The organism is Amycolatopsis sp. NPDC114504, assembly GCF_055633595.1.
In genome coordinates this window covers 1,499,518-1,516,478 of the sequence record NZ_JBVKDU010000002.1, presented here as the reverse complement: position 1 = coordinate 1,516,478, position 16,961 = coordinate 1,499,518, and the positions used below count along the sequence as shown (strand labels likewise).

The window sequence follows — 16,961 nt, the reverse complement described above, 5'->3', positions numbered from 1 at the left end:
CATCGTAAGCCCGGACAGTCCGCACTGCGGAACTAAAGTTTCAAAACCAGCCGCGCGGACCAGCCCGTCAGCGAACCAGGCCGAGCAGCTTGTCGATGTGGATCGTCAGCAGCACCCGCTGGTCGCTGACCATCGCGTCGCGGTACTCGTCCCAGTCGGGGTGCTCGCCCGCCGCGCGGCGGTAGTAGTCGACGAGCGCCTCGACGGTCTCGTCGTCCCGTGCCGCCGCCGGCGCGGTGAGCGAAGCGGTCCCCTCCGCGACGACGTAGCTCCAGCCGTCCTCGCTGCCCACGTGGTAGGTCACCCGCGGGTCGCGGCGCATGTTCTTCGTCTTCGCCCGCGTCTCCGTGATCGACGCGGTGATCGTGCCCGTCTCCGCGTCGTACAGGTGCGTGATCGTGGACAGCTGGGGCCGCCCGTCGCGCCGGATGGTGGCCAGGACGCCGTGGCGGTGGGCGGCGAGGAAGTCCTTCAGCGCTGTGTCGTCGGTCATACCCCTACCCAACCCGTGAGCGGCGCCCTTGTTCCAGCAGCCCGGAGGAAATCTGCTTGCATACGGCAACTAAAGTGTGTTCCGACACATCGTCCGGCCCTCCGCTTGCATAACCGCTAGTGAAGGCACATCCTTGCTTGAGGCAACTAGTTGCAGCCGCCAACCAACGCCGTTGAAGGATCCCTCATGGCACCGAACAGCTCCGCCACCCGGCCCAAAGCCGAGCTGGACCTCGCCGACCAGCTCGGGCACGAGCTCGTCCGCCTGGTCCGCCTGATCAACAAGGCGAAGTCCCAGGTGTCCAAGCAGGGACCGGACGGGATCGAGCGGGCGGCCTACGCGATCCTCTTCACCCTCATCCACGAGGGACCGCAGCGCACCAGCCGGCTCGCCGAGTCGCTCCACTCCGAGATCTCCACGATCAGCAGGCAGTCGAGCTCGCTCGTCCAGCACGGCCTGGTCGAGCGTCAGGCCGACCCCGAGGACGGCCGGGCGTGCCTGCTCGCGCCGACCTCCGAGGGCATGCGGGTGTTCGAAGAGAACCGCAAGCAGCGCAACCAATGGCTGGCCGACGTACTCGGGGACTGGACCGACGGGGAAGTCCAGACCCTGAACAAGCTGTTCGGCCGACTCAACACAGGTATCGAGAACCACTCTCCACAACTGGCCGACGCCCACGCGTCCGCCGGTGCTCCGGCCAAGGGGGCCAACGCATGAGTTCCACCACCGAAACGCCGGCCCTGACCGAGGTGGGTCAACCACCCCGGCTGAGCCACCGCCAGATCGTCACGATCCTGAGCGGCCTGATGTGCGGCATGTTCCTCGCCGCCCTCGACCAGACGATCGTCGGCACGTCGATCGTCAAGATCGCCAACGACCTGCACGGCTTCGACCTGCAGGCGTGGGCGACCACGGCGTACCTGATCACCTCGACGATCGTCACGCCGATCTACGGCAAGCTCTCCGACATCTACGGCCGCAAGCCGTTCTACCTGGCCGCGATCACGATCTTCGTCGCCGGTTCGCTGGCCTCGGCCTTCGCGCAGTCGATGTACCAGCTGGCCGCGTTCCGCGCGGTGCAGGGCCTCGGCGCCGGCGGCCTGATGTCGCTGGCCATGACGATCCTCGGCGACATCGTGCCGCCACGCGAACGCGCGAAGTACCAGGGTTACATCCTCGCCGTGTTCGGCCTGTCCACCGTGCTGGGCCCGGTGCTCGGCGGCTTCTTCGCCGGCATCGACCACGCCGGCAGCATCTTCGGCTACGACATCCACGGCTGGCGCTGGGTCTTCCTGATCAACGTCCCGATCGGCATCCTCGCGCTGTTCGTCGTCGCCCGGGTGCTGAACGTGCCGCACGAGCGGCACGACCACAAGATCGACTGGTGGGGCGCGCTCGCTCTCGTCGTCGCGGTGGTGCCGTTCCTGATCGTCGCCGAGCAGGGTCAGAAGTGGGGCTGGGGCGACGGCAAGGCGATCCTCTGCTACGTCGTCGGCGCCGTCGGCGTGCTCGCGTTCATCGCGATCGAACGGTGGATGAAGGAAGCCGCGCTGATCCCGCTGCGGCTGTTCAAGAACTCGACGTTCACCGTGGCGATCATCGGCGGCATCATCGTCGGTGTCGCGATGTTCGGCGCGATCACGATGATCCCGCAGTTCATGCAGGTCGTGCAGGGCTACACGCCGACCGAGTCCGGGTTGCTGATGCTGCCGCTGATGGCGGGCATCATGACCAGCTCGATCGTTTCGGGCCGGCTCACCGGGAAGACCGGGCGCTACAAGATCTTCCCGATCGTCGGCACGATCCTGATCGCCGGTGGCGCGTTCTTCTTCGCGCAGGTCAAGTACGACTCGCCGCTGTGGCACCCGCTGGTCGCGGCCGCCATCATCGGTCTCGGCCTGGGCCAGTGCATGCAGACGCTGATCATCGCGGTGCAGAACGCGGGCCCGCGCAGCGACATGGGCGTCTCGACCGCGTCGGCGACGTTCTTCCGCCAGATCGGTGGTACCGCCGGTGTCGCGATCTTCCTGACGGTCCTGTTCAACACCCTGATGCCCAACATCACGAAGGCGTTCGGCGGTCAGCTGCCCGCCGGGGCCGGCGCGAACATCGGCAACCTGTCCGAGAACACCAGCGTGATCCAGTCGCTCCCGGACGCGATCAAGACCCCGATCCTGGTCGGCTTCACCGAGTCGATCACCACGGTGTTCTACATCGCGGGCGCGGTGGCCCTGCTGGCCACGGTGGTGCTGCTGTTCATGAAGGAGATCCCGCTGACCAACGCGGCTCCGGCCGCGGCGACCATGGAGGGCGGCGAGGCGCTGCTCGACTCGGACCAGCACGACTTCGCCGACGAGCCCACCGAGATCGTCGAGCCGGTCAAGCCGGTCGACCGCGAGCCGGCACTGGTCGGCGGCGGGAAGCACGCCTTGAGCACCAACGGGCACGGCGACTACCAGGCCGTGTCGGGCGCGCTGCCGATGCCGATCACGAACTCCGTCTCCGAGTCCGAGCTCGACGCCCCCGTCGGCGCGGGCGGGGTGCCGGTCGTCGGCCACGTCCGCCGGCAGGACGGCACCCACGTGTCCGGTGCGGCACTGACCCTGATCGACCAGCGCGGCCGCCAGGTCGCGCGGGCCACCGGTGCCTCGGACGGCAGCTACTCGGTCCCGAGCCAGGGCCCGGGCGCGTACGTCCTCATCGTGTCGGCCCACGGCCACCAGCCGCAGGCCTCCAGCGTCGTGATCAGCAACGGGCCGGCGACGGTCGACGTCACGCTCACCGGGTCCGGCGAGCTGACCGGCACCGTGAAGGCCGCGGCGACCGGTTCGCCGCTGCCGAACGTCACGGTGACGCTGACCGACAGCCGCGGCGAGGTCAACGGCGCGTTCATCACGACGACGGACGGCACCTACGCCTTCGTCGGGGTCGGCGCCGGGGCCTACACCCTGGTCGCCAGCGGCGCGGGCCACCGGCCCGTCGCGGTGACGCTCACCGTGCCGGACAGCGGCGTGCTGCGCCACGACGTCGAGCTGTCCAGCTCGGTGCAGCTCAGCGGGGTCGCGCGGACCGAGGGCGACCGGGTCGTCCCGGACGCGCGGATCACCGTCCTCGACGCCGAAGGCAACGTCGCGGCCGTGGCCCGCACCGACGGCGAAGGCCGGTACCTGGTGAGCGACCTGCCCGCGGGCGCGTACACCGTGGTCGCGAGCGGCTACCCGCCCGCGACCAGCCAGGTGGACCTGACCGGCGGCGAGGCCGGCCACGACGTCCGGCTGAGCTACGACCAGGCACTCGACGAGCTGGTCGACCGGTCATGACCGGTCTGCGCGCGACCTTCCGCACGGCCGAGGGCTGGGCGGTGGAGCACGCGGTGCTCACCGTGACCGACCCGGCCGGGCGGCAGGTCGCCCGGCAGGCGGCCGACGTCCGCGGGGAGGTCGTCACCGACGCCCTCCCGGCGGGCACCTACACCGCCGTCGTCACGGCGGCCGGGTACACCCCGGTCGCCCGGATGACGCAGGTCGCCTCGGACGGCTCGGGCTCGCTCGGCGACGTCGTGCTGGCCCCGGTCGCCGAGGCGATCGACCTGCCGCCCGCCGGGCCGTGGACGATCGACCCGATGCACTCGTCGGTGGTCGCGACCGCCCGGCACCTGGGCATCGCGAGCATCAAGGCGCGGTTCCCGGACGTGTCCGGCCGGATCGAGATCGGCCGCCCGGCCGAGCGGTCGTCGGTGCACGCCGAGATCAAGGCGGCGAGCATCGACACGAACATCCGGATGCGCGACGACCACCTGCGCTCGCCGGACTTCCTCGACGTCGACGTCCACCCGGTCATCACGTTCGCGAGCACGGGGATGCGCCAGCGCGGCGTGGACTCGTGGACGCTGCTGGGCGACCTGACGCTGCACGGCGAGCGCCGCGAGATCGAGCTCGAGCTGACCTACGGCGGCTGGGGCCCGGACCCGTGGGGCGGCGTGCGCGTGGCGTTCCACGCCGAGACGACGCTGCACCGGAACGACTTCGCGATCAACTACAGCGCGATGGTCCGGGCGGGCGTCGCGGCGGTCGGCACGGTCGTGAAGATCGAGCTGGACGTCGAAGCGGTCCAGGGCGAGTCACTGCCGCAGTTCTGAAGTCTCCTCGTTCGGGAAGGCCCTCTCACCGCTGGTGAGGGGGCCTTCACCGTTCGTAGATCCTGAATATCCCAGTGCGCTCGATTCGACCGTTCGCCGTGGCCCGTTCACCTGGGCCACGTAGGCTTCAGGTGTGAACGTCGTGAGCTTCGAGGCCGCGGGCGTCGGCGTGAGCTGGCTGGACACCGCCGGTCCGCTGCTCGTCTGGGTGATCGTGCTGAGCTTCGTGCTGGTCGAATGCGCGCTGATCATCGGGCTGTTCCTGCCCGGCGACTCGCTGCTGTTCGGGGCCGGCGTGGTGCTGGCCCAGCACGGCTCGGACGCGAACGCGTGGTTCCTCTCGGGGGCCGCGCTGATCGTCGCCGTGCTCGGCAACCAGATCGGCTACTACATCGGGCGCACCGGCGGCACCAAGCTCATCGCCCGCCGCGACGGCAAGGTGCTGAACCGGCAGGCTCTCGAACGCGCACAGCGGTTCCTGGACCGCAGGGGCTTCTTCGCGATCGTGGCGGCCCGCTGGATCCCGTGGATCCGCACGCTGGCGCCGCTGATCGCCGGCGCGGCTCGCATGGACCCGCGCCGCTTCATGGCGGCGACGGCACTGGGCGGGCTGCTGTGGGTACCGACGCTGGTGCTGCTCGGCTACTACGGCGCGGGCCTGCTGGACGTCCTGCCGTGGCTGAAGACGGCGGCGCTGTGGGGCAGCATCGCGTTCTTCGTGATCGGCACCGGGTACGGCGTGCTGCGCTACCGCCAGGAGATGCGCCGCCCGGTCGAAGAACGCGACGACGCGCGGGCCTGACTCAAAGCTCCGGGTCGGCCCAGATTTCGAGCTGGATGCCGTCCGGGTCGCGGAACACGACCACCCGCGAGCCCTCGAACGTCCGAGACGGCGCGGCCGGCAGGTAGGAAACCCCGAACTCCGCGAGGCGGCTCTCCCATTCGGCCAGTTCGGCCTCGGAACCGACCTTGAAGGCGACGTGGTCGAGCCCGGTTCTGCGTTCGTCGAACCCGCGTCTTCCGGTGTCCGCGTGCTGGACCAGCACCACGGAGAACTCGTCCCCGGCGGACCGGAGCACGACCTTGCGCAGTCCCGTGTCCGGCTCTTCTCGCCGGATGACCTCCTCGAGGTCGAGAACGCGGACGTACCAGGGCACGCTGCGGTCCACGTCGGTCACGGTGAGCGCGAGATGGTGCACGGACATGAGTTTTGCCATGGCTTTCGAAGCCGTCCTTTCGCGTGGCGGCTCCCCAGAGTTGCACAGCGTTCGCCTGGCGAAACGAGGGTGACCAAGTTCCCCGTCCGATCGTGATCTCGCCGTCTCCGGACGTCTCATACTGCGGAAACAACCTACCGCCGGTCACCCCCGTCTTACGGATGGTGACCGACGGTGACGTCGATCACTCGCTCGCGGCCAGGCTCCCCGCCCGGATCCGGTCGAGCGTGGCCAGCCGCCTTTCACGGTTGATGCGGTGCGTGGTCACCCGGTCGGGGTAGCAGCGGGTGAACATGTTCGTGAAGTGCGTGCCGTAGTGGATGTACTCGTCACCCCCGGCCAGGGGGCGGACAGCGGCGCCGAACGACGGCTCGTGGAAGTACGCCATCGTGTACCGCTCGCGCGTCGCGAGCCGGACCTTGTGCGGGGTCGACAGCAGCCGGCCGCCGGTGAGGAACTGGAGGATGTCGCCCGGGAAGACGGTGAACACCCGCGGCTCGGGTTCGACGAAGTGCCACGGCTCCTCGTCCTGGTACATCCCGGCCGTGCTCTCCTCCGGCAGCCAGTTGCGGTTGCGGGCTTCGCCGGGCACCGGCGGCCGGATCGAGAGGCCACCGACGTCGTCCTGCGCGGCGATCACGAGCAGGCCGTAGTCGGTGTGCGCGCCGATCCCGCGTTCGGTCGTCGCGGACCGGGCGGGAAACCGCAGCACGCGCATGTGGTGCCAGCCATCGCGGGTGAGCCGCGTCAGCCGATCCATCTCCACCTCGAGACCGAGTGCGACGAGCTTCAACAATTTCTCACCGATTTCCCCGACCTCGTGGAGATAGTTTTTCATCGCCGCCCGATAGTCCTCGTCCGGCCAAGGAACCGGACCGTGACACGGCCAGGCTTCGGTGACCCGGGTGTCGGTGAGCGGGACATCCGGGCACACGGTGAAGATCTCGGAGTAGTCGGCTTCGCCCGCGGTCACCTCTTCCCCGGAGGCGATGTAGCCGCTGTAGGTCAGATCGCTGACGAACTTCGCCTTTTCCGGCAAGGGTCTGGCGAAGAACCGATGACTCGCAGCAAGCGCTTCCCCGGTGATCCGGTCCTGCTCCGCCGTGGCGGCGACCTGGAAGATCCCGTCGGTTTCCCAGGTGCGGATCAGCTGACGGCCGAGTATTCGATCAACCGTCGTCCCACTCACCGAACCAGGGAGTTCGAACGTACGCAAAGCAGTCATTTCCTGTTCACCTTTCGCGCGGTTTCGGGAACGTTCACCACACGAATAGCAGGAATTGCCGGTTCAGGGGGATCAGCGGCCGCCACCGACGTCGAGCACCGCCCCCGTGGTGAACGACGACGCGGACGACAGCAGGAACAGCACGGCCTCGGCGATCTCGGCCGGCTGGCCGGCGCGTCCCAGCGGGATCTGCGGTGCGTACTTCGCCATCCGGTCCGGCAGTCCCGCGGCCTCGTGCAGGCCGGTGTGGATCATCCCGGGCGCGACCGCGTTGACCCGGATGCCCTCGCCCGCGACCTCCTGGGCGAGCCCGAACGTCAGGGTGTCGACAGCGGCCTTCGACGCCGCGTAGTGCACCCACTCCCCGGCCGACCCGGTGCGCGCGGCCGTCGAGGAGATGTTGACGATCGCGCCGCCGTCGCCGCCGTACCGCGCCGACATCCGGCGGACCGCCTCGCGGCAGCACAGGAACACCCCGGTGACGTTGACGTCGAGGGTCCGCCGGACGACCTCGACGTCGTAGGAGTCGAGCCGCCCGGGCGTGTTGCCGACGATCGCGGCGTTGTTGACCAGCGCTTTCACCGGCCCGAGCGCCTCGGCGGCGTCGAACAGCGCGCGGACGTCGTCCTCGCTGGAGACGTCCGCGCGGACCGCCAGCGCCTGACGGCCGCGCGCCCGCACCTCGTCGGCCACCGCTTCGGCGGGCACCGGATCGCCGGAGTAGTTGACCACGACGTCGTGGCCGCGCTCGGCCGCCAGCGAGCAGATGGCCGCGCCGATCCCCCGGCTGCCGCCGGTGACGATGAGCGTCATCGTCAGATCGCGAAGTTGGCCAGCGGCAGGTTCTCGAGCACGAGGTCCGCGCGGTCTCGCGTCTGCGAGATGAGGTCGGCGTTGCGCTGGTCCGAACCGAGCGCGCGCTGCTTCGCTTCGACCAGCGAACGGCCGTAGCGGCGGTGGCGCGACACGAGCCGTTCGATGCGCTCGGGCTCGTCCGGCGCGAGGAACCAGGCCTCGGTGAGCAGCGGCCGGATGGCGCTCCACGGGTCGTCCGGCAGCAGCAGGTAGTTACCCTCGGTGATCACCAGCTGGACCTCCGGCGGCACCGCCACGGCCCCGGCGATCGGCTCCTCGATCTCGCGGCGGAACTCCGGCGCGTACACCGTCTCGCGGCCTTCGGCGAGGCGGCGGATCAGGTGGTAGTAGCCGGCCGCGTCGAACGTGTCCGGCGCGCCCTTGCGCTCGGAGCGCTCCAGCCGGCGCAGCTCGACCTGCGCGAGGTGGAAGCCGTCCATGCCGACCACCGCGGCCCGCGAGCCGAGCGCGTTGGCCAGCGCCCAGGCCAGCGTGGTCTTGCCCGACGCGGGCGCGCCGATGATGCCCAGCACGTTGCGCTGCCCGCGCACGGTCAGGCCCTCGGCCCGGGCCAGCAGGTCGTCGAACGCCGTCATGTCCTGTTCCTTCCTGCGATCGCGGTCGTCCACGACCGCGGTCCCACATGCCGCACCCGTTCGGCGGCCACCTCGTTGGCGAAGCGAATCCGGTCCGTCACCGTCGGTTCGCGTGTCACGGCCACGGCGAGCGCGCCGTGCCAGACGTCGCCCGCACCTAGTGTGTCCCGCGCTTCCACGCCCGCGACAGGCACCTCACCCGAGCTGCCGTCCGCAGTGGACCACCGCACCGGGCCGGGACCCGCGGTGGTGATGACGGTGGCGACGCCGCGCTGGTGCAGCCCCGGCTCCGGCGCGGTGAAGTGCGCGGAGCAGGCGGCGACGTCGACCAGCGGGAGCAGCTCGTCGAGCACGGGCTTCCAGCTCCCGGCGTCGAGCACGACCGGCGCCTTCGCTCCCCGCGCGACCGCCAGCGCGAGCTCCGGGTAGTGCCCGTCGAGCAGCACGACGTCCGTCTCGGGAAGCGCCACTTTCACCGGAAAGTGGCGGTTGGCGGCGTTGCGGGAGACGACCGTGCGCTCGCCGTCGCGGTCACGGACGGCGACGGCGCTGACCGGCGGCGGATCGGGCAGTTCGGGAGCCAGGTCGACGACCCGGACCCCGTGCGCTTCGAGGTCGGCCCGGGCGAGCGCGGCCAGCGGGTGTGCACCGAGGACGGTCAGCAGGGTCGCCTCGGCACCGAGCGCGGCGGCCGTCACCGCGGCGTTCGTCGCGGGCCCCCCGGCCGCGACGTCCACCCGCAGTGACTGCACCTTCTCACCCGGTGCCGGAAGCTCGTCGACCCGCTGGACGACGTCCACGGTGCACAAGCCCGCCAGCAGCACTCTCACTTCAAGCCGGCCACATGGGTCGCGGCCGCGGCTTCTTCCACTTCGCCGTTTTCGTTGAGCCGCAACGCACCCGTGAGCAGGCCGACGACCTGGTTCATCGAATGCGTCTTCGGCGAGACGACCGCGACGCGCTTGCCGAGGCGGTGCACGTGGATGCGGTCGGCGATGTCGAAGACGTGGGGCATGTTGTGGCTGATCAGCACCACCGGCAGGCCGCGGTCGCGGATCCGGCCGATGAGGTCGAGCACCTTGCCGGACTCGGCGACGCCGAGCGCGGCCGTCGGCTCGTCCATGATCACGGCCTTGGTGCCGAACGCCGCGGCGCGGGCCACGGCGACACCCTGGCGCTGACCACCGGAAAGCGTCTCGACGGGCTGGGAGATCGACTTGATGTTGATGCCCAGCTCGTCGAGGATCCGCTGCGCCTCGGACCGCATGGTCGCGGTGTCGAGCTTGCGGAACAGCCCCAACGGGCCTTTGAGACGCTTTTCGCGGCCCAGGAACATGTTCGACGCGATGTCGAGCGCGGGCGCGACGGCGAGGTCCTGGTACACCGTCTCGATGCCGTAGTGGCGAGCGTCCAAAGGGGACTTGAAGTGGACGGTCTGACCGTCCACTTTGATCTCACCCTCGTCCGGGATCACCGCCCCGGAAAGGGTTTTGATGAGCGACGACTTCCCGGCGCCGTTGTCCCCGACCACGGCGAGCACCTCGCCGGGGAGCAGGTCGAAGTCGGCGCCGTCGATGGCGGTCACCCGGCCGTAGCGTTTCACCAGGCCACGGGCCTGCAGGATCGGTTCGGTCATGACTGCTGCTGCCTCCTCGCGATCCGGTCCACCACGACGGCGGCGATGAGCAGGGCGCCGGTGGCGAGGTCCTGGTAGTTGCCGTCCACGTTCATCTGCGTCAGCCCGGACCGCAGCACCGCCACGACCAGCGCGCCCATCAGCGTCCCGAGCACCGAGCCGCGGCCGCCGAAGAGGCTCGTCCCGCCGAGGACGACGGCGGTGATCGAGTCGAGGTTGCCGAGCTGGAACTGGTTCGGGTCGGCGTTCGGCGTCCGGCCGAGCGCCTGCCAGGCGGCGATGCCGAAGGTCAGCCCGGCCACGATGTAGACCGAGAGGACCGTCCGGTTGACCTTGATGCCGGACAGCCGCGCGGACTCCGGCGCGTTGCCGACCGCGTAGACGTGCTTGCCCCACGCGGTTTTCGTCAGCGCGTACCAGACGCCGAGGTACATCAGCAGCGCCAGCGTCATGCCGTAGGTGATCGGGATGCCGCCGAAGAGGTAGCGCTTGGTGCCGAGCCACTGCAGCACCCCGTCGGTCACCGGCACGGCCTGGCCGCCGGCGATCAGCTTCGACACCGCGGTCAGCATCGTGAACGTGCCGAGCGTGATGATGAACGCCGGGAGCTTGACCCGCGTGGCGAGCCCGCCGATGAACATGCCGACGATGATCGTCAGCACGACGCCGGCGAGCAGCGCGACGAAGCCGTTCGTGCCGGCCGCGGCGAGCTTCGCCATGATCAGCGTCGCGACGACCATCGAGGCCGCGTTGGACAGGTCGATGCCCGCGATGAGGATGACGAGCGTCTGGCCCAGCGCGAGCGTCCCGACGACCAGCGACTGCTGGACCACCGTGGACAGGTTGTCGAGGTCGAAGAACGTGTCCGTGGCCAGCGAGAACACCACGATCGCGACGACCAGCGCGAGCGCCGGGCCGACCGCGGGGGCGCGGAGGAGGAAGTCGCCGAGTGATTCACGGTCCTTTGTGTCCCTTGTGGACACTGCGGTCGCTGTCGTCACTTCGCGCCTCCCCAGCAGTTCTGCAGACCCCAGGCCGAGTCGTGGCTTTCGATCCCGGGCAGGGGCTTGTCGGTGATCACGGCGGACCCGGTGTTGACGAAGCCGGTCGGCTTCTTGCCGGTCTTCGCGTACTCGACGGCGGCGAGCACACCCTGTTCGGCCATCTTCTTGGGGAACTGCATGACGGTCGCGGCGTACTGGCCGTCCTTGACGTTCTGGACGCCTTCGCAGCCACCGTCGATCGAGCCCATGACGATCTGGCCGGTGAGCCCGCGGGCCTTCAGCGCCGCGTACGCGCCGCGGCCCATCGGCTCGTTCATCGAGTAGACGGCGTTGATGTCCGTGCTGCGCTGGAGCAGGTTTTCCATGCCCTGCTGGGCGAGGCTCTGGTCGCCGTTGGCCGCGGTGTGGCCCTTGATCTCCGGCGAGCCGTCGGTCAGCCCGATGCCCTTGAGGAAACCGCCGTGGCGCTGGGTGTCGACCGAGCTGCCGGCCGTGCCGTCGACCATGAGCAGCTTCGGCGGGACGCCCTTGAGCGCCGCCTTGACGTAAGCGCCCTGCTGCTCGCCGGCCGCGAAATTGTCGGTGGCGAAGGTGGCGTCGACGGCGTCGGGCGGTTCGGTGGCGGTGTCGAGCGCGATGACCAGGACCCCGGCGTCGCGGGCGTCCTTGATCGCCTTGAGCACCCCCGTGGACGAGCTGGGCGTGATGAGGATCGTGTTCACGCCCTGCTGCATGAGGTTCTCGATGGCGCGGACCTGGCCGTCGTTGTCCCCGTCGAACTGGCCGGCGAGTGCGTTGAAGTCGGCGCCGTTGGCCTGCGCGGCCGCTCTGGCGGAGTTGCGCAGTTCGACGAAGTAGGGGTTGGTGTCGGTCTTGGTGACGAGGCCGACCTTCGCTTTGCCGCTCCCGCCGGTGTTCGTGCTGCCACCCCAGTGGCGCTCGACGGTGCAGCCGGTCGTCGCGGCGAGTACGGCGGCCAGTGTGAGTGCGGTGAGACTTCGCTGTCTCATGGGTTCCCACTCCTCATGGAAGACACGGTGTGATCGAGTGCTTGCCGATGGTCGGGAAGGTAGACAGACTGCACGGTGGACGCAAGCGTTTGCGCAAACGCTTGCCGGAAAGGATTGGCATGCCCCAGCCGAGATCATCGCGGCCGACCCAGCGGGACATCGCCGAGCTCGCCGGCGTCTCGATCACGACCGTCTCGCACGTCGTCAACGGGACGCGGGCGGTCGCCGAGGACACCAAGGCGGCCGTCCTGCGGGCGATCGAGACGACCGGCTACACCGGCGACGCGATCGCCCGGTCGCTGGTCACCGGCGGGACGCGGTCGATCGGGATGGCCATCTCGCTGGTGGCCAACCCGTACTTCGCGACGCTGATGCAGGCGATCGAGCGGGAGGCGTCGGCGCACGGGTACACCGTGCTGCTGGCCGACACGCACGACACTGCGGGCACGGAGCGTGACACCGTGCGGGCCCTGCGTTCCAGGCGCGTCGACGGCCTGCTCATCACCCCGGCCCCCGGTGACGGCCCGGTGATCGGCGAGCTGGTGTCGCTGGACGTGCCGACGGTGCTGATCGACCGGCTGACCACCCGCGCCGACGTCGACCAGGTGGGCACGGAGAACATCCAGGCGACGTCGGCGCTGACCGCGCACCTGGCGACGCTCGGGCACCGGCGGATCGGGATGATCAGCGGCACGCCCGGGCTGTCGACGAGCGAGGAGCGCGTGCTGGGCTACCGGCTGGGGCTCGGCCGGTCCGGGCTCACGTGGTCGTCCGACCTCGTGGCCTGCGGGAACTCGTCGCACGAGGGTGGTTCGCTGGCGTTGAGCCAGCTGCTCGCGCTGCCCGAGCCGCCGACGGCACTGGTCGTCGGCAACGACAGCATGATGGTCGGGGTGCTGCACGAAGCACGGCGGCGCGGGCTGAAGATCGGGCGTGACCTGCCGGTGGTGGTCTACGACGACGTCGAGTGGGCGGACCTGGTCGACCCGCCGCTGACGACGATGGCGCAGCCGATCGAGGAGATCGGCCGGCAGGCGGTGCGGCTGCTGCTGGCCCGGATCAACGACCCCGCGCGCAAGGCCGAGACGGTCCGGCTGGCACCCACTCTGCGTCACCGCGAGTCGTGCGGCTGCCCGCCGGTTCACTCACATCAGTGATTCTGCGGTCCTGACGCCTCGGCGTGGCCGCTCAGCGGATACCTTTCGGCTGAGCGTCTGCGAGGGCCAATGACCGCACTTTCGCCAGAGCTCCGGTTGTGGGACCCCCCGGTCACCTACCGGATCGGCGTCGCGATGGGTACGCGCGCGAACCCCCACTCGGGTGAGCTGCTGCGCTCGATCAGGGCGGCCGCGGCGCAGGCCGGATGCGACGTCACGCTGGCCGACACGGGCGACACGGTGAGTGAGGAAGCGTCGCTGGTGCGCGCGCTGCGGGCGGACCTCGTGGACGGCGTCCTGCTGGTGCCATCGCCCGGCGACGAAGCGGTGATCAACGGCCTGGTCCGGATGGGCGTGCCGACGGTGCTGGTCGACCGCGTCGCGGCGCGCAACGACGTCGACCAGGTGGGCACGGAGAACGTGCACGCGGTGGCGTCGCTGGTCCGCCACCTGACCGAGCGCCGGCACCGCAAGATCGGCCTGATCTCGGGCGACGAGGGCCTGGACATCAGCCGCGAGCGCGTCCGCGGCTACCGGCTGGGGCTGGAGCAGGCGGGGCTGCGCTTCAACCGCGAACTGGTGGAGTCCGGGTTGTCGACGTCCGGCGGAGCGGCCCGCGCGACGGCCAAGCTCCTGGACGGCTGGCCCTCCCCGACGGCGCTGGTGGTGGCGGACGAGTCGATGCTGGTGGGGGTCCAGTACGAGGCCCACCGTCGCGGCATCCACATCGGTTCGGAGCTGGCGGTGGTCGGCTACGGCGACATGGAGTGGGCCCGCCGGGTCAGCCCGGCGGTGACGACGCTGGCCCAGCCGGTGGCGGACATCGGGCACCGGGCGGTGCAGCTGCTGCTGTCCCGCATGGCCGACCCGGACCGGCCGCCGGAATCGGTGTCGCTGACGCCGCGTTTCCTGCACGGCGCTTCTTGCGGGTGCTGACCGGACACTGGCCGGTTCCGGACGCCACGAAGTGACAATTAGTCTCAATGCGTCACTTTATTGCTACCCTCGGCGCGCTTGACGGCCGACGAATCAGGAGAAGTGGCGAATGAGCGGGCAGTACATGAGTGGAAGCGTTTACTCGGCTTCCCTCTCGGCGGCACTCAACGATTTCTGGCAGACGCTGGAACGTCGCTGGACCCACGACGCCGGCCAGACCCTGCGCGGCGGCACGAGCCAGATCGACGGCGCCCCCTCGCCCGCCCGCTGGCAGGTCCCGCCGGAGTCACGCGGCCACCTGACGACGTGCCCGATCGTCGCGTGGGCCATCAACGACGGCTCGCCGGACACCCGGCCGTCCACCTGCGACGGGTGGAGCGTGCCGGACACGAAGTACGTCGAATGCCGGGCGGCCGACGTCTTCGCCCAGGTCGGGGACTGGGCGTGGACGAAACGCGACCAGCTGGCGGCCGCGATCCCGGATCTCGCGGGCGGCCCGGAACTCTCGTCTCTGGAGGACGCGCAGAAGAGCCTCCTGACCGCTGACGGGAAGATGCGACCGGAGGGATCGGTCGACGCCTACACCCTGCCCGGCATGGTCGACAAGCTCTCCATCCGGGACGACGGCAACAACAACCGGGCCTGGATGGCCGGCTGGACGGGACTCGCGGCGAACAGCCTCAAAGGCGGCTTCCTTTCGACCGTCGGCCCCACACTGAAGAACCAGAGCGTTCTCGTGCGGTGGCTGGCCAACTGCTATTCATTGCGGGCCACGACGATTCACGCCACCCGGAACAACACCCTCGAGCTCATCTCGCGGGCCACCAGTGAGCTTTTCGAAACCGCGCCGCCGCCGGCGAAGGACACTCCGAAGGCGAAAGTGGCGGTGAATGCCGCCAGCCAGGCATGGGGCATCGCCACAACAGTCGGCAAGGCGCTGGGCAAGGAGGCTCCGGGCAGCGTCGGCACGGCGCTGAGCCTGATCGGCTTCCTGGTCGACGTCGTGGCGAACGTCGGCGAAGCGAAACCGAACGAAGGGCTCCGGTTCCCCCAGCTGAGCACCTTCTTCGCCCACCTGGATTCCGCCGTCCGCACCCTCCACACCGACCTGGACGAAGCCGAACAGGACTACCAGCGGGCCATCACGGCCATCGAGCACCGGATCGCCGGCGTCGACCGCACGGCGCTGGAACTGTACGACTTCACGAAGAGCAGTCCCGACGGCGACGACAGCGACCCGTCCGCTTCCGGCCGGTACGCCGTGGACGTCGTGGTGGTCATGGAGATCGCCCAGCACTGCTACGAGGCCGCCGAGATCTACTCCGGCCTGCTGAGCGACGTCGCGACAGCCTCCTACGCCGACGGGCAGCTGGTGGGCCGGGGCGTCGTCCCCACCGCGGCGGACACCGCGTTGATCGGGTTGCGGAGCGACGTCGAGTCGTTCTTCCAGAAGACGACCGCGCGGTACCTCATGGCGGCCGACCGCATCAAGAAGGCCGCCGAGAAGTACGCGCAGAGTGACGCGGAACAGAAAGACCGGCTCAACGCCGCGATCGCCGACTGGAAGGAATCCGGGGAGGGCGAATACGGCAAGCGCGGCAAGATCGACCTCGACCCGCGCAAGGACGGCTTCCAGAACTGAGCCGTCCGCTCACAGCGTCGCGGCGGCTTCCAGCAGCATCCAGCCGCCGACCTGCACCGACATGTCCCGCTCCGGCGCGTCTTCCGGCAGCGGCAGTGGCGGCGCCGGGCGGTCCCAGAACGCGCTGAACACCAGCCCCTCCGCGGCTCCGGACCAGCACGCCTCCGCGGCTCCGGACCAGCACGCCTCCGCGGACTCCAGCACCAGCGACCGCGCGATCGCGGCTTCCGGGCCTGGCAACGCGTGGGCCGCCAACGCCAGGTAGCGCGCCACGATCGCGGCGAACAATCCGCCGTCACCGCCGCCCTGGCCGCGGATCACTCCGTCCGGCGCGCAATGCGCCGCGACCGCGCGGACCGTCCGCGCGGCTAAGTCCATTTCGGACAGTTCGAGGCACGCGCCGAGATAGACACCCTGGCAATACGTGTAAATGTGCTTCACCAGCTCGCCCGTGTCCGCGCGGATCCCGTCCCAGACCAAGCCCGATTCCGGATCGACCAAAGTGGACGTCATCCAGTCCAGCATCGCCCGGGCGCGGGTGAGGTTTCCCGAGCGGGCGTGGAAGATCGCCGCCGGGCCATTGGCCGGGGCGTTCTTGAAGTCGTCGCCGCGGCGCCACCAGATTCCGCCGCCCGCCGCGGCCGTCCAGCCCGAAAGCAGCTGCGTGTCGATCGCCGCCACCGCCGGGCCGACGTCGATGCCCAGCGACGAAACCCGTTGCAGTGCGAGGCCGAGCCACGCGATGTCGTCGTAGTACTCGTTCGTCCAGCGGCCGAAGTTGCGCAGCCGCACCGAACGCACGAACGACCGGATCAACGCCAGCCGCGCGGACGTGGGCGCACGCAGCTGCGCGTCGACCAGCGTGTCCAGCAAATGGGCCTGCCACCAGTAGTTCCAATGCCAGTGCAACCGCTGATCCACCGAAGCCGGCCAGCGGCTGCGGCCCAGCACCGTCCCGGGCAGCCCCCACACCCGCCGCAGGTGCCGGGCAGTCACCGCGCGTTCGGCAGCCGAGACGTCCATGGCGCAATCCTGCCTTGCCCATCGACATA

General features: G+C 69.8%; 17 protein-coding genes. 7 read left to right on the top strand and 10 right to left on the bottom strand.

The window, feature by feature from the left end; all coding sequences use genetic code 11:
* Positions 1–67: 67 nt before the first annotated feature.
* Positions 68–493, bottom strand: coding sequence for a PPOX class F420-dependent oxidoreductase (locus tag ACZ7PG_RS19155; protein ID WP_470240355.1), 426 nt, complete (start codon positions 491–493; stop codon positions 68–70).
* 186 nt (positions 494–679) lie between these two features.
* Between ACZ7PG_RS19155 and ACZ7PG_RS19150 the strand changes: the two genes are divergently transcribed.
* The 4 genes from ACZ7PG_RS19150 (at position 680) to ACZ7PG_RS19135 (ending at position 5,433) form a co-directional block, all read left to right on the top strand.
* Positions 680–1,210, top strand: a complete 531-nt coding sequence (locus tag ACZ7PG_RS19150; protein ID WP_470240354.1) for a MarR family winged helix-turn-helix transcriptional regulator — start codon at positions 680–682, stop codon at positions 1,208–1,210.
* A complete protein-coding gene (locus ACZ7PG_RS19145; protein WP_470240353.1) occupies positions 1,207–3,813 on the top strand; it encodes a DHA2 family efflux MFS transporter permease subunit in 2,607 nt (868 codons plus the stop codon). Before ACZ7PG_RS19150 ends, ACZ7PG_RS19145 begins: the two co-directional genes overlap by 4 nt.
* Positions 3,810–4,631 carry a YceI family protein gene (locus ACZ7PG_RS19140; RefSeq protein ID WP_470240352.1) on the top strand — a complete coding sequence of 274 codons (822 nt, stop codon included), beginning with the start codon at positions 3,810–3,812 and terminating at the stop codon, positions 4,629–4,631. Before ACZ7PG_RS19145 ends, ACZ7PG_RS19140 begins: the two co-directional genes overlap by 4 nt.
* Positions 4,632–4,764: 133 nt before the next feature.
* Complete coding sequence (locus tag ACZ7PG_RS19135; protein ID WP_470240351.1) at positions 4,765–5,433, top strand: DedA family protein; 669 nt, start codon at positions 4,765–4,767, stop codon at positions 5,431–5,433.
* 1 nt (position 5,434) lies between these two features.
* Here the strand turns inward: ACZ7PG_RS19135 and ACZ7PG_RS19130 are convergent, their stop codons facing one another.
* The 8 genes from ACZ7PG_RS19130 to ACZ7PG_RS19095 form a co-directional block, all read right to left on the bottom strand.
* On the bottom strand, positions 5,435–5,848 hold the full coding sequence (locus tag ACZ7PG_RS19130; protein ID WP_470240350.1) for a VOC family protein: 414 nt from the start codon (positions 5,846–5,848) through the stop codon (positions 5,435–5,437).
* A gap of 184 nt (positions 5,849–6,032) precedes the next feature.
* Entirely contained in the window at positions 6,033–7,073 is a 1,041-nt protein-coding gene (locus ACZ7PG_RS19125) for a 2OG-Fe(II) oxygenase family protein (RefSeq protein ID WP_470240349.1), read from the bottom strand.
* Positions 7,074–7,145: 72 nt separating this feature from the next.
* Positions 7,146–7,886 (bottom strand): SDR family oxidoreductase, encoded by a 741-nt coding sequence (locus ACZ7PG_RS19120; RefSeq protein WP_470240348.1) that lies wholly within the window; start codon positions 7,884–7,886, stop codon positions 7,146–7,148.
* A gap of 2 nt (positions 7,887–7,888) precedes the next feature.
* The gene (locus tag ACZ7PG_RS19115; protein ID WP_470240347.1) at positions 7,889–8,524 is read right to left on the bottom strand and encodes a nucleoside/nucleotide kinase family protein; all 636 of its coding nucleotides are present in this window, start codon (positions 8,522–8,524) and stop codon (positions 7,889–7,891) included.
* The gene (locus tag ACZ7PG_RS19110; protein ID WP_470240802.1) at positions 8,521–9,348 is read right to left on the bottom strand and encodes a PfkB family carbohydrate kinase; all 828 of its coding nucleotides are present in this window, start codon (positions 9,346–9,348) and stop codon (positions 8,521–8,523) included. Before ACZ7PG_RS19110 ends, ACZ7PG_RS19115 begins: the two co-directional genes overlap by 4 nt.
* Positions 9,349–9,350: 2 nt before the next feature.
* Complete coding sequence (locus ACZ7PG_RS19105; protein WP_470240346.1) at positions 9,351–10,160, bottom strand: ATP-binding cassette domain-containing protein; 810 nt, start codon at positions 10,158–10,160, stop codon at positions 9,351–9,353.
* Entirely contained in the window at positions 10,157–11,161 is a 1,005-nt protein-coding gene (locus ACZ7PG_RS19100; protein ID WP_470240345.1) for an ABC transporter permease, read from the bottom strand. The genes ACZ7PG_RS19105 and ACZ7PG_RS19100 overlap by 4 nt, the downstream gene beginning before the upstream one ends.
* Positions 11,158–12,174: a substrate-binding domain-containing protein gene (locus tag ACZ7PG_RS19095; protein ID WP_470240344.1), complete on the bottom strand. Its 1,017-nt coding sequence runs from the start codon at positions 12,172–12,174 to the stop codon at positions 11,158–11,160. Before ACZ7PG_RS19095 ends, ACZ7PG_RS19100 begins: the two co-directional genes overlap by 4 nt.
* A gap of 119 nt (positions 12,175–12,293) precedes the next feature.
* On the opposite strand from ACZ7PG_RS19095, the gene ACZ7PG_RS19090 reads away from it, so the two are divergent.
* From ACZ7PG_RS19090 to ACZ7PG_RS19080, 3 genes are all read left to right on the top strand, one after another.
* Positions 12,294–13,331 (top strand): LacI family DNA-binding transcriptional regulator, encoded by a 1,038-nt coding sequence (locus tag ACZ7PG_RS19090; protein WP_470240343.1) that lies wholly within the window; start codon positions 12,294–12,296, stop codon positions 13,329–13,331.
* Between the two features lie 69 nt (positions 13,332–13,400).
* Positions 13,401–14,267, top strand: a complete 867-nt coding sequence (locus tag ACZ7PG_RS19085; RefSeq protein ID WP_470240342.1) for a LacI family DNA-binding transcriptional regulator — start codon at positions 13,401–13,403, stop codon at positions 14,265–14,267.
* Between the two features lie 124 nt (positions 14,268–14,391).
* The gene (locus ACZ7PG_RS19080) at positions 14,392–15,909 is read left to right on the top strand and encodes a hypothetical protein (RefSeq protein WP_470240341.1); all 1,518 of its coding nucleotides are present in this window, start codon (positions 14,392–14,394) and stop codon (positions 15,907–15,909) included.
* A gap of 9 nt (positions 15,910–15,918) precedes the next feature.
* Here the strand turns inward: ACZ7PG_RS19080 and ACZ7PG_RS19075 are convergent, their stop codons facing one another.
* Positions 15,919–16,932 carry a glycoside hydrolase family 76 protein gene (locus ACZ7PG_RS19075; RefSeq protein ID WP_470240340.1) on the bottom strand — a complete coding sequence of 338 codons (1,014 nt, stop codon included), beginning with the start codon at positions 16,930–16,932 and terminating at the stop codon, positions 15,919–15,921.
* Positions 16,933–16,961: the final 29 nt, after the last annotated feature.